Source organism: Streptomyces sp. Go-475, assembly GCF_003330845.1.
Lineage (GTDB): Bacteria > Actinomycetota > Actinomycetes > Streptomycetales > Streptomycetaceae > Streptomyces.
The window spans coordinates 8,359,886-8,372,072 of sequence record NZ_CP026121.1 but is presented as its reverse complement, the minus strand read 5'-3'; the positions used below and the strand labels follow the sequence as shown (position 1 = coordinate 8,372,072).

12 protein-coding genes are annotated in these 12,187 nt (G+C 70.3%); 5 read left to right on the top strand and 7 right to left on the bottom strand.

Features of this window, described 5'->3' with window-relative positions; genetic code table 11:
• Positions 1 to 30 precede the first annotated feature (30 nt).
• Positions 31 to 1,383: a S1 family peptidase gene (locus tag C1703_RS37925; protein ID WP_114257076.1), complete on the top strand. Its 1,353-nt coding sequence runs from the start codon at positions 31 to 33 to the stop codon at positions 1,381 to 1,383.
• A gap of 29 nt (positions 1,384 to 1,412) precedes the next feature.
• Here C1703_RS37925 and C1703_RS37920 read toward each other — a convergent pair whose 3' ends face one another.
• The 3 genes from C1703_RS37920 to C1703_RS37910 all read right to left on the bottom strand — a co-directional run bounded on the left by C1703_RS37920 (position 1,413) and on the right by C1703_RS37910 (position 3,779).
• Positions 1,413 to 2,276, bottom strand: a complete 864-nt coding sequence (locus C1703_RS37920) for an EamA family transporter (RefSeq protein WP_114257075.1) — start codon at positions 2,274 to 2,276, stop codon at positions 1,413 to 1,415.
• Between the two features lie 56 nt (positions 2,277 to 2,332).
• Entirely contained in the window at positions 2,333 to 2,518 is a 186-nt protein-coding gene (locus C1703_RS37915; protein ID WP_114257074.1) for a hypothetical protein, read from the bottom strand.
• Between the two features lie 100 nt (positions 2,519 to 2,618).
• Positions 2,619 to 3,779, bottom strand: coding sequence for an ROK family transcriptional regulator (locus C1703_RS37910; RefSeq protein ID WP_114257073.1), 1,161 nt, complete (start codon positions 3,777 to 3,779; stop codon positions 2,619 to 2,621).
• Between the two features lie 170 nt (positions 3,780 to 3,949).
• Here C1703_RS37910 and C1703_RS37905 point away from each other — a divergent pair, with 170 nt between their 5' ends.
• From C1703_RS37905 to C1703_RS37890, 4 genes are read left to right on the top strand one after another with little or no spacing between them, the layout of a single operon-like run.
• Positions 3,950 to 4,915 carry a sugar ABC transporter permease gene (locus C1703_RS37905; protein WP_114257072.1) on the top strand — a complete coding sequence of 322 codons (966 nt, stop codon included), beginning with the start codon at positions 3,950 to 3,952 and terminating at the stop codon, positions 4,913 to 4,915.
• Positions 4,916 to 4,934: 19 nt separating this feature from the next.
• Positions 4,935 to 5,858: a carbohydrate ABC transporter permease gene (locus tag C1703_RS37900; protein WP_114257071.1), complete on the top strand. Its 924-nt coding sequence runs from the start codon at positions 4,935 to 4,937 to the stop codon at positions 5,856 to 5,858.
• 10 nt (positions 5,859 to 5,868) lie between these two features.
• On the top strand, positions 5,869 to 7,212 hold the full coding sequence (locus tag C1703_RS37895) for a sugar ABC transporter substrate-binding protein (RefSeq protein WP_114257070.1): 1,344 nt from the start codon (positions 5,869 to 5,871) through the stop codon (positions 7,210 to 7,212).
• A 14-nt stretch (positions 7,213 to 7,226) separates the two neighbouring features.
• Positions 7,227 to 8,426, top strand: a complete 1,200-nt coding sequence (locus tag C1703_RS37890) for a Gfo/Idh/MocA family oxidoreductase (RefSeq protein ID WP_114257069.1) — start codon at positions 7,227 to 7,229, stop codon at positions 8,424 to 8,426.
• Positions 8,427 to 8,471: 45 nt separating this feature from the next.
• Here the strand turns inward: C1703_RS37890 and C1703_RS37885 are convergent, their stop codons facing one another.
• The 4 genes from C1703_RS37885 to C1703_RS37870 form a co-directional block, all read right to left on the bottom strand.
• Entirely contained in the window at positions 8,472 to 9,167 is a 696-nt protein-coding gene (locus tag C1703_RS37885) for a L,D-transpeptidase (RefSeq protein WP_114257068.1), read from the bottom strand.
• A 181-nt stretch (positions 9,168 to 9,348) separates the two neighbouring features.
• The gene (locus tag C1703_RS37880; RefSeq protein ID WP_114257067.1) at positions 9,349 to 10,263 is read right to left on the bottom strand and encodes an SDR family oxidoreductase; all 915 of its coding nucleotides are present in this window, start codon (positions 10,261 to 10,263) and stop codon (positions 9,349 to 9,351) included.
• Between the two features lie 90 nt (positions 10,264 to 10,353).
• Positions 10,354 to 10,983: an MBL fold metallo-hydrolase gene (locus tag C1703_RS37875; RefSeq protein ID WP_114257066.1), complete on the bottom strand. Its 630-nt coding sequence runs from the start codon at positions 10,981 to 10,983 to the stop codon at positions 10,354 to 10,356.
• Positions 10,983 to 12,068, bottom strand: coding sequence for an S-(hydroxymethyl)mycothiol dehydrogenase (locus tag C1703_RS37870; RefSeq protein WP_114257065.1), 1,086 nt, complete (start codon positions 12,066 to 12,068; stop codon positions 10,983 to 10,985). The genes C1703_RS37875 and C1703_RS37870 overlap by 1 nt, the downstream gene beginning before the upstream one ends.
• Between the last annotated feature and the right edge of the window lie 119 nt (positions 12,069 to 12,187).

Below are 12,187 nucleotides of genomic sequence, written 5' to 3'. Positions count from 1 at the left end.
CACCGTGATGTTCTGGTTCGGGAGCCATGCATGAGGCACGCACGACGACGGGTCGTCCGGCGAGTGACACGGCTGGCGGCGGTCGGCGGACTCCTCCTCGGAGGAGCGATGGTCACACGCGCCGTGGCGAGCGAGCCCCCGGACCCCTCCATCGGCGTCCCGTATTCCGCGCGGCCCGCCACCGGCATGGGCACCGACCTCGTGTCCCGGCTCGGGGCCTCCCGCACGGCGGGCAGCTGGGTCGACTCGGCCGGGCGGCCGGTCGTCGCGGTCACCGACGAGAAGGCCGCCGCCGAGGTGAAGCGCGCCGGGGCCCGGCCGGAGATGGTCCGCCACAGCATGAGCGACCTCAAGTCCGCGACGGCCACGCTGCGTTCGGCCCCCCGGGTGGCCGGCACGGCGTGGGCCCTGGACTACAAGAACAACCAGGTCGTCGTACGGGGTGACAGCACCGTCTCCGCCGCCGACTGGTCCCGGCTGACCGAGGTCGCCGAGGGCATCGGCGGCTTCGTGCGCATGGAACGCACCGAGGGCACGTTCACCACGCGGATCAACGGCGCGCAGCCCATCCTGTCGACGGCCGGCCGCTGTTCGGCGGGGTTCAACGTGACCGACGGCAAGAGCGACTACATCCTCACGGCCGGGCACTGCGGACCCGACGGTTCCGTCTGGTTCTCCGACGACCGGGGCCGGGACCAGGTCGGCACCTCCCTCAAGGGGAGCTTCCCCGGCGACGACTACTCCCTGGTGAAGTACGACAGCGGCCGCGCGGGCGGGGGCGCGGACGTCGTGGCCGTCGGGGACGGCAAGGGTGTGCGGATCACGGGCGTGGCCGATCCGGAGGTCGGGCAGAAGATCTTCCGCAGCGGCAGCACCAGCGGGCTGCGCCAGGGGGAGGTGACCGCGCTGAACGCGACGGTCAACTACCCCGAGGGCACGGTCACGGGGCTGATCGAGACGAACGTGTGCGCCGAACCGGGCGACAGCGGCGGCCCGATGTTCGCCGACGGCATCGCGCTCGGCCTGACGTCCGGCGGCAGCGGGGACTGCGCGGCGGGCGGTACGACGTTCTTCCAGCCGGTGACGAAGGCGCTGACCGAGCTGAACGTCAAGCTGATCGTGGCCAAGCAGGCCGGAGGCGGCACCGGTGCCTCGCCCGCGCCGTCGGCCCCGCAGGGCGCCGCCGCCTCCCCCGGCTCGTCGGCGCCGGTGTCGGGCGAGGACGTGTCGGGCCTGCTGTCCCGGCTCGCCGATCCGCGCAACGTCGGCCCTGGCCTGCTGGTCATCGCGGGCAGTCTCGTCGCGCTGGTGGCGACGCGGTGGATCCGCGCCGAGCAGGACCGCAAGGCGTATCGGCAGTACTACTCGGCCACTTGGGGGTGATCTCGGGGCCCGGTCTCCGGGTGTCCCGGTCATCCCAGGGTGAGCAACACCGTGGCCACTCCCGCTCCCAGCAGCCCCATCAGCTGGCGGCGGCTGAGCCGCTCGCGCAGGAGGGCAAGACCGAGGACGACGGGCAGGGCCGGGTAGAGGGAGGCGAGGACGACGGCAATGGCCAGCAACTGCCGCTGGGCGGCGAGCAGATACAGCACGAGGCCGAGTGCCGCCCCGGCCCCGACGAGGACGGCCTGGAGGCAGCGGACCGGCGGCAGCCGCAGCCGGCGGGCATGCCGGGCGGCGTCCGGCAGCAGGACGAGGACCGCGGCGACTCGGCCCGCCGCGACGGGCCACAGCCCGCTCCCGGGGTCGGCCTGGCCGAGGGCGAGGTACTGCACGGCCACGCCCGCGCTGGCGAGCAGTCCGTCCGCCGTGCCCTTCCCGGCACCGGCATCCGGGTTCGCGGCTCCGCCCGGGGCGCGGACACCGCCCTTGCCCCCGGCAACGAACCACAGCGCGGGCACCGTGACGGCGATGCCCAGCCAGGCCACGGCTCCGGGCCGGTCGCCGAGGACGAGCACCCCGCACAGCACCGACAGGGCGACACCCGTGACGGCGCTCACGGGCACCACGACGCTCATCGCTCCCCGGCTCAGCCCGCGGTTGAGGAACCGCATGGCGACGCCGCTGCCGACGCCGGACAGCGCGCCCCACAGCAGGTCGGCCGAGTGGACGGAGCCGGCGGGCAGGAGGAGCGCGGCGGCGCAGGCGAGCATGAGCCCGCCGAGCTGGCCGAGGAAGGTGACGGCGGCGTGGTGCACGCGCCGGGACAGCAGGCCGCCGGCGAAGTCGACGATGCCGTAGACGACGGCCGAGGAAAGTGCGAGAAGGGCACCCATTGGATCAGGGGTGCCCCGGGACGAGGCTGCGATGCGTCAGCGGGCCGGGCGGAGGCTCACAACGCCGGAGCCGGCTGCGGGGCCGCGGCGGCCCACTCCAGGACGAGCCGCTGGTACTCCTCGCGCTGCTCGACGCTCAGTGTCCCGCCCGACCGGCGCCACAGGGCCCGGATCTCCTCGTTGACCTCGTCAGCCGATCGCTGGGAAGAGGATTCAACAGTGGTGGACATGCTGTGAAGCATACGTCGCCCGAGGTGAAGGCGATGTGAGTAATCGTGAGTTAAACGGTCATTTCGGACAGTGTTGCTGATCACGTCCATCTCCCAGTAAACGTGAGCCTGTTCACGCTTCGGCCGACCCCAGCACTAGCACCTTGATGGCCAGGACGGCCGCGCCGCGCGCCCAGTCGTGAAAATCGGACACCTTCGTCTCCAGCTCGACCGGGGCGGCCAGCGGGTGCCGCTGGTCGCGGACGGTCTCCTCGACCGTCTTGCCGGCCACGTCCATCAGCCCGACCCCCTCCCCCGCGAGCAGGATCTTCTGCGGCATCACGAAGTTGGAGATCTGGGCGACGAGCGTCCCCAGGGCGCGCGCCGCCTCCTCGACGACCCGGGCGGGCATCGGGTCCCCGGCGGCGGCCAGCGCGAGGATCTCCTCGTAGGTCCGGTCGACGCCGGTGGCGGCCTGGATCTGGTAGCGGATGCTGGGAATGGTCAGCATCGAGACGGCACTGCCGCGCCGGCCGTCGGGGGTGAGCGGGCCGTGGGGGTCCACGATCCAGTGGCGGCCGAAGCCGCGGTCCTCCTCGGCGAAGGGCACCCGCTTGCCGCCCAGGACGAGCCCGTAGCCGAGGCCGGCGCCGATGGTGAGCACGACGAAGCGGTCCAGGCCGCGCCCGGCGCCGAACCAGGTCTCTGCGTCGACCAGGGCCGCGACGTCGTTCTCGACGACCACCGGCAGTCCGGTGCGCTCCTCGACGAGTTCGGCCAGGGGGACGTCCCGCCACAGCAGGAAGGGCGACTCGCCGACCACGGCGCGGTCCTGGACGAAACCGCCGACGCCGATGCCGATCCCGGCGAGCCGAGGGTGACCGGCGGCCAGTTCGGCTGTCATCGCGGCGAGGAGGTCGGCGACCTCCGCGGGGTCGTGGGTGGTGAGCGGGCGGTCGTGACGGGCCACGATGTGGCTGCGGAGGGTGGTGACCACGCCGTACACCATGTCTTCGGTGATCTTGAAGCCGAGGAAGTAGCCGGAGTCGGCGACGACGTCCAGCGGCTGGGAGGGCCGGCCCTGGCGCGCCTCCGCCGGTACGCCGGCCTCGGCCACCTCGACCAGCAGGCCCGACTCGATCAGCGGCTTGGTCAGCCGGGTGAGGCTCCCGGCCGACAGGCCCAGCCTGCGGGCGAGTTCGGAGCGCGACAGCGGCCCGTTGACGAGCACCTCGATCGCCACCGAGCGCTCCCCCGGGCTCAGCGGCAGCCAGCCGGCGGTGCCTGCGGTCATCTGCGTCCTGCTCCCCTCGCCCTTTTTTTCGCACTGAAATCAACATGACCACTCTACGGCGCTGACGGTTCCTGCGAAAAGATGTTTGCACCCCTCTTGACGCCGCAATTGTTTCGCGCCAAAAGTAAGTCCCGCCAGAGGACGAGCCGCCGCATGCGAGGGAGTCTCCCGTGACCATCGCCTCCAGCAGCCCTCCATCGCGTCTGCCCGCGGGCGGCGCAACGGAGGCACACAGCACACCAAGGACACGCCGGACCGAGGCGGGCGGGAACGGAGGGGACGGGCGGCTGGCCGCGGTGTTCATCGCGCCGGCCCTGCTCGGCTTCGTGGTCTTCCTGCTCTGGCCGACGCTGCGGGGCGTCTACCTGAGCTTCACCCGCTTCAACCTGCTGACTCCGGCCGAGTGGGTGGGCCTGGACAACTACGTCCGCATGGTCAACGACCCTATCTTCTGGGACTCCCTGTGGGTCACCGTCGAGTACGTCGTCATCAACATCGGCGTCCAGACGGTCGCGGCGCTCGTCATCGCCGTGCTGCTCCAGCGGCTGACGCAGTCGGCGGTGCTGCGCGGCATCGTGCTCACGCCGTATCTGATGTCGAACGTGGTGGCCGGTCTGGTCTGGCTCTGGATCCTCGACACGCAGCTCGGCATCGGCAACGAGATCATCAGCGCCGTCGGCGTCGACCGCATCCCCTTCCTCGCCGACGAGACCTGGGCGATCCCGACGATCGCGCTCATCAACGTGTGGCGGCACGTCGGGTACACCGCGCTGCTGCTGTTCGCCGGGCTCCAGGCCATCCCGAACGACATGTACGAGGCGGCCCGGGTGGACGGGGCGAGCGAGTGGCGGATGTTCTGGCGGATCACCATGCCGCTGCTGCGGCCGGTGCTCGCGGTCGTGCTGATCATGACGGTGATCGGCTCGTTCCAGGTGTTCGACACCGTGGCCGTGACCACCGCGGGCGGCCCGGCGAACGCGACCAACGTGCTCCAGTACTACATCTACGGCTCGGCGTTCGGCCGCTTCCAGTTCGGCTACGCCTCGGCCATGTCCGTCGCCCTGCTGGTCGTGCTGAGCGCGATCACCATCCTCCAGTACCGGCTCACCCGGGCCGGCCGGACCGACCTCGGCTGACGGAAGGGAGACACCGGCCATGACCGCCGTGACGACAACGACGCCGACGCGGGTGCGACCGGCCCGGCGCGGGTTCCCCTTCGGGCGGGCCGTCGCATGGACCGTGATGGGGCTGATCGTCCTCATCACCCTGCTGCCGTTCTACTGGATCCTGCGCACCGCGCTGTCCACCAACGCCGGCCTGAGCGCCGACCCCACCAACCCGCTGCCGGTGGACCTCACCACCAGCGGTTTCGAGCGGGCCCTGGGCCTGCAGTCCGCCGAGGAGGCGATCGCTCAGGGCGGCGCGGGCGGCGGGCTGGACTTCTGGCGCTACCTGCTCAACTCCGTGCTCGTCTCGACCCTGATCACCGGCTGCCAGATCTTCTTCTCGGCGATGGCCGCCTACGCCTTCTCGCGGCTGCGCTGGCGCGGGCGGGACGCGGTGTTCGGGCTGTTTCTCGCCGGGATGATGGTGCCGGCCATCTTCACGCTGCTGCCGAACTTCGTGCTCATCAAGCAGCTGCACCTGGTGGACACGCTGCTCGGCATCGCACTGCCCACCATGTTCATGACCCCGTTCGCGGTGTTCTTCCTGCGCCAGTTCTTCATGAACATCCCCAAGGAGGTGGAGGAGGCCGCGCTGCTCGACGGCGCCGGGAAGGTCAAGATCTTCTTCCGGGTGGTGCTGCCGATGGCGTCCACGCCGATCGTGACGCTGGGCGTGCTGACGTACATCACCTCCTGGAACGACTACTTCTGGCCGCTGATGGTCTCCTACAGCGACAGCTCGCGCGTGCTGACCGTGGCGCTGGCGATCTTCCGGGCGCAGACCCCGGCGACCGGCGTCGACTGGTCCGGGCTCATGGCCGCGACGCTCATCGCCGCGCTGCCGATGCTGGTGCTGTTCGCCTGCTTCGCCCGGCGCATCGTCAGCTCCATCGGCTTCACCGGGATCAAGTAAGGGAACTGTGATGCGAATTCGTACGCTCGTCGCGGCGACCGGAGCGCTCGCGCTGTCCCTGGTCAGCGGCTGCGCGCAGGGCGGCGCCGCCGGATCCTCCGCGAACACGGTCACGTACTGGCTGTGGGACGCCAACCAGCTGCCCGCCTACCAGGCCTGCGCGAAGGGGTTCGAGCGGGAGAACCCCGGACTGAAGGTGAAGATCACCCAGTTGGGCTGGTCCGACTACTGGACCAAGCTCACCGCCGGGTTCATCGCGGGCACCCAGCCGGACGTGTTCACCGACCACATCCAGAACTTCGGCCAGTACGCCGATCTGCAGGTCCTCGAACCGCTCGACGACCTCGGGATCAAGGACGCCGACTACCAGCCGGGCCTCGCCGCCAACTGGATCGGCAAGGACGGCCACCGCTACGGCGCCCCCAAGGACTGGGACACCGTCGCGCTGTTCTACAACTCCAAGATGACGAAGGACGCCGGCCTCACCGCCGAGCAGCTGAACAACCTGTCCTGGAACCCGAAGGACGGCGGCACCTTCGAGAAGGCCATCGCGCACCTCACGATCGACAAGAACGGCAAGCGGGGCGACGAGCCGGGCTTCGACAAGAACAACGTCAAGGTGTACGGCCTGGCCACCAACGGCGGCGGCTTCGGCGACGGCCAGACCCAGTGGAGCAACTTCGCCGCCTCCGCCGGCTGGAGCTATCTGGACAAGCCGCGCTGGGGCACGAAGTACCAGTACGACAGCAAGACCTTCCAGTCGGTCATCAAGTGGTACTTCGGCCTGGCGAGGAAGGGCTACATGCCGCCGCTGTCCGACTACAACGTCCAGTCCAACCAGGCCAACACCCAGGTCGCGGCCGGCAAGGCGGCCACCGCGTTCGACGGGGCCTGGATGATCTCCACCTACGCCGGCTTCAAGGGCAGGGACATCAAGACCGCCCTGACGCCGATCGGGCCGACCGGCAAGCGGGCCACCATGATGAACGGCCTCGCCGACTCCGTCACCAAGGCCTCCAAGAACAAGGCGGGCGCCAAGAAGTGGGTGGCGTACCTGGCCTCGGACAAGTGCCAGAAGGTCGTCGGCGGGTACGGCGTCGTCTTCCCCGCCACCAAGGCCGGGACCGAGGCGGCCGTCGCCGCCTACCGGAAGAAGGGCATCGACGTCTCGTCGTTCACCGAACCGGTGGCCGACAAGAAGAACTTCCGGACCTTCTCCTACCCGATCGCGAGCTACTCGGCGGACATGACGGCGCTGATGTCCCCTGCCATGGAGGACATCTACGGCAACGGCAAGCCCGTGAGCAGCCTCGATCAGACCAACGACCAGATCAACCTCATCCTCTCCCAGTGAAGGGCACGCGTTCCATGACGTTCTCCCTCGGCATCGTCGGCGCCGGACAGTTCTCGGGCCAGTTCGCCACCCTGTTCCAGGCCCATCCCGGCGTCAGCGCCGTCTACGTCACCGACCTGCTGCTCGAGCGGGCCGAGCAGCTCGCCGCCGCGCAGGGCCTCGCCGGCACCTTCCCGTCGTACGAGGCCATGCTGGAGTCGGAGGACGTCGACGCCGTCGCGATCTTCACGCAGCGGTGGACGCACGGGCCGCTGGTGCTCCAGGGCCTCAACGCCGGCAAGCACGTGTACTCGGCGGTCCCCATGGCGATCAGCACGGAGGAGATCGCGGCGATCATCGACGCGGTCAAGGCCACCGGGCTGACCTACATGATGGGCGAGACCAGCGAGTACAACCCGGCCACCGTCCACGCCCGCAACCAGATCGCCGAGGGCGCCTTCGGGCGGCTCTTCTACGCCGAGGGCGACTACGTCCACGACATGGACCTCGGGTTCTACGAGGCGTACCAGTACAGCGGCGGCGAGAACTGGAAGGCGACCGCCAGCTATCCCCCGCTGCTGTACCCGACGCACGCGGTCGGCGGGGTGCTGGGCGCCTGGAAGACGCACGCGGTCAGCGTGTCGGCGATCGGGGTCGTCGACGACCGGGGCGACGGCGTCTTCGACAAGGAGATCAGCCAGTTCGGCAACGACTTCTCCAACGCCACCGCGCTGTTCGAGGTGGCGGGCGGCGGCTCGTTCCGTACGAACGAGTTCCGGCGGGTCGGCTACCCCTCGCACATACGGGAGTCCCGTTTCCGCTTCTTCGGCACCGAGGCGAGCATGGAGCAGCTCGCCACGGTCGCCCTGTGGCAGGACAAGCAGGGGGTGAAGGACATCAGCGAACTGCTGGAGCCCAAGCCCACCATGTCGCCCGACGACCCGTCGCTGCAGCACATCGCGCCGGAGCTGCGGGCCGCGTTCACCTCCGGTTCGGCGCCCGTGCACGACCGCGCGCGCCTGCCGAGGGAGTTCGACCACCTCCACAACGGCCACGAGGGCAGCCACCACTTCCTGGTGGACGACTTCGTGACCGCCGTCAACGAGCGGACCCTGCCCTCGGTGAACGCGTGGGTGGCGGCCCGTTACACCCTGCCGGGCATCATCGCGCACGAGTCGGCGCGGCAGGGCGGTGTGCGGCTGGAGATCCCGGACTTCGGGGACGCTCCTCAGTAGGGGGTGTCCACCCCCTGGGGGCCGGACGCGAGCCGGGTGCCTGTGTCAGGTGCCCGGCTTGCGGCCGTAGACGAAGACGTCGTCGCCCTTCTTCAGCATCGACCAGTACTTCTTGGCGTCGGTCTTGGTCATGTTGACGCAGCCGCGGGAGCCCGGCGGGTTCCACATGCTGACGTTCGCCTGGTGGAAGGCCTGGCCGCCGTCGAAGAACTGGGCGTAGGGCATCGGCACGTCGTAGATGGAGGAGACGTGGTCGATGTTGCGCCAGTAGATCTTCTTCAGGCCGGTGCGGGTCTCGTCGCCGTCGCGGCCGGTGCGGACCGGGACGGGGCCGTAGACGAGCTTCTTGCCGTCCTGGATCCAGCTCAGCTGGAGCGTCAGGTTCACACAGGCGATCCGGCCCTTGTTCACCGGGCACTTGCCGTCCTTGTTGGGCTTGCTCCCGACGGCCTTCTGCTTCTGCATCAGGTCCATCACGCCCCAGGTGACGGAACCGGCGTAGCCGATGTTCGGGGAGATGCCGTGCTTGGTCTGGAAGGCCTTGATGGCCTTGCAGTCGGCGGCGGACTGCTTGCCGTCGACCGGACGGCCCAGGAACTTCTCCACCTGCTTCTGGTACGGGCCGGTCTGCGTGGTGCAGCTCGCGGCCGCGGCCGGCGTGGCGCCGAGCGCGAGCGTGAGCGGTGTCACCAGTGCGGTGAGCCCGAGTGCGACGGCACCCCGTCTGCGTACGTCCCCCATGGCTGGTCATGCCCTTTCGCGGAAGTGGTCTGCGGTGTCTGCCAGCTAGACGGACGTGCGACCGCTCCGGTTGTGCACCGGACCGCGCCGGGACGGAACAGTGACATTCCCCACCGAGTCATGACAGCCAAATCGGACGAATCAGACACCCGGCACTCGGGCTCGTCCACCGCGGTGCGTGTCACCGGTAACCGGTCGTATCCGCCGGCTTGCCCGTGTCCTGGATCTCGACGAGGTAGCGCCAGGCGTCCGGGCGGCTGCCGTCGAGGTCGGTGAAGCCGTACACCTGGGCCAGGCCGCCGCTGGAGAGGGACGTGCCGTTGAAGCGGGCCACGTCCGGGTCGGCGGCCAGCGCGGTCACCGCCCGGCCCACGTAGCGCGGGGTCTCCGAGATGGCGAAGTGGGGGACGCGTTCCAGGGCGTCGCGCCAGTTGTCCTCCCGCACCCCGTAGGTGTCGAGCATCAGCTCCGAGCGCAGCCAGCCGGGGGTGAGCGCGACGGCGGTGGCGCCGCGCGGGCCGAGTTCGTGGCCGAGGGCGAAGGCCATGCGCAGGACGGCGCTCTTGGCGAGGTCGTAGAAGAAGTTCACGCGGTAGTGGTCGCGGTTGTAGTCGGCGGTGCCGTCGGTCATCTCGACGACCAGGCCGCCGGGGTTGCGCAGCAGCAGGGGCAGGGCGTGGTGGCTGGTGATCACGTGCGTCTCGACGGCGAGGCGCAGCAGGTGCAGGCCGTTGTCCAGGTCGTGCTCCCACATCGCGGCGTCCCAGTCGAAGAGCTTCTCGCCGCCCCAGATGTCGTTGACGAGGACGTCGAGGCGGCCCTCCTCGTCCGCGATGCGGTCGACGAGGGAGCGGACCTGCGCCGGGTCGAGATGGTCGGTGGGGACCGCGATGCCCCGGCCGCCGGCCTCGGTGACGAGGTCGGCGGTGTCCTCGATGGTCTCCGGCCGGTCGTACTCCGAGCGGCGCTCGCGGGTGGTGCGGCCGGTGACGTACACCGTGGCCCCGGCCGCGCCGAGTTCCACGGCGATCCCCCGTCCCGCGCCCCGGGTCGCCCCGGCGACCAGTGCGACCTTGCCCTTGAGCGGAGCTGACATGTCCGGCCTCCTGTGCCCTCGACTGTGTGCCGGGTTCAGAGTGGCAGGTAAGCCGGACATCTTCTGTCGCCTTTTACGGGCGACACGCGATCAGTGGCCGCGGGTGATCCATTCCTGGAGGTGCGGCGCCTCCGCGCCGATGGTGGTGGAGTCGCCGTGGCCGGTGCGGACCGTCGTGGCGGGCGGCAGGGTGAGCAGCCGGTCACGGATCGAGTCGATGATCGTCGGGAAGTGCGAGAAGGACCGGCCGGTGGCGCCGGGGCCGCCCTGGAAGAGGGTGTCGCCGGTGAAGACGGTGCCCAGTCCGGGGTCGTACAGGCACACCGCGCCGGGCGCGTGCCCCGGGGTGTGGATCACCCGGAGGTCGGCACCGCCGGCCTCGATGACCTGGCCGTCGACCAGCCAGGCGTCGGGCTCGCGGTCGGGGTGGGTCTGCTTCCACAGCGGCAGGTCGTCGTGGTGCAGCCAGATGGTGGCGCCGGTGCGCTCGGCGAGGGCGGGCGCGGCGTCGATGTGGTCGTTGTGGGCGTGCGTGCACACGATCGCCGTCAGGCGGCGGTTCCCGACGGCCTCGGCGATGGCGTCGGCGTCGTGGGCGGCGTCGATGACGATCGCCTCGTGGTCGTCGCCGACGATCCACACGTTGTTGTCGACGTCCCAGGTGCCGCCGTCGAGGGTGAACTGCCCGGAGGTGACGAGGTGTTCGATGCGCGTCGTCATCACAGCACCACCACCGAGCGCAGCACGTCGCCGTGGTGCATCCGCTCGAACGCCTTCTCCACCTCGTCCAGCTGGATCGTCTCGGTGACGAACGCCCCGAGGTCCAGGCGTCCTTGCAGGTGCAGGTCGATCAGCATGGGGAAGTCCCGGGAGGGCAGGCAGTCGCCGTACCAGGACGACTTCAGGGCCCCGCCGCGGCCGAAGACGTCCAGCAGGGGCAGTTCCAGTTTCATCTCGGGCGTGGGGACGCCGACCAGGACGACCGTGCCGGCCAGGTCGCGGGCGTAGAAGGCCTGCTGGTACGTCTCCGGGCGGCCGACGGCCTCGATGACGACGTCCGCGCCGAAGCCTCCGGTCAGTTCCCGGATCGCCTCGACGGGGTCGGTCTCGCGCGAGTTGACGGTGTGCGTGGCGCCCATGGAGCGGGCGGTCTCCAGCTTGCGGTCGTCGATGTCGACGGCGATGATCCGCGCCGCCCCGGCCAGCCGTGACCCGGCGATGGCCGCGTCCCCGACGCCGCCGCAGCCGATGACGGCGACCGTGTCGCCCCGGCCGACGTTCCCGGTGTTGATCGCGGCGCCGATGCCGGCCATGACGCCGCAGCCGAGCAGGCCGGCCACCTGCGGGGCGACGGCCGGGTCGACCTTGGTGCACTGCCCGGCGGCGACCAGGGTCTTCTCGGCGAAGGCGCCGATGCCGAGGGCCGGGGACAGCTCGGTCCCGTCGGTGAGGGTCATCTTCTGCCGCGCGTTGTGGGTGTCGAAGCAGTACCAGGGCCGCCCGCGCAGGCACGCCCGGCAGGTCCCGCACACAGCACGCCAGTTGAGGACGACGAAGTCGCCCGGTGCGACGTCGGTGACGCCGTCGCCGACCGCCTCGACCACGCCCGCGGCCTCGTGGCCGAGCAGGAAGGGGAAGTCGTCGTTGATGCCGCCCTGCTTGTAGTGCAGGTCGGTGTGGCACACCCCGCAGGCCTGGACGCGCACGACCGCCTCGCCCGGGCCCGGGTCGGGCACGAGGACCGTCTCGATCCGCACCGGCTCGTCCTTGCCGGGTGCGATCACGCCGCGTACTTCCTGCGCCATGGTGCTGACTCCTTCGTCGGCCGGGATCCGTACGTTCCGACCCTACGTGCGACTGATCGGTAAGGGGCGGGGATCGGCCACCCGGCTGTCCGTGAATCGGCAGGCCGGGCCGGTCGGCG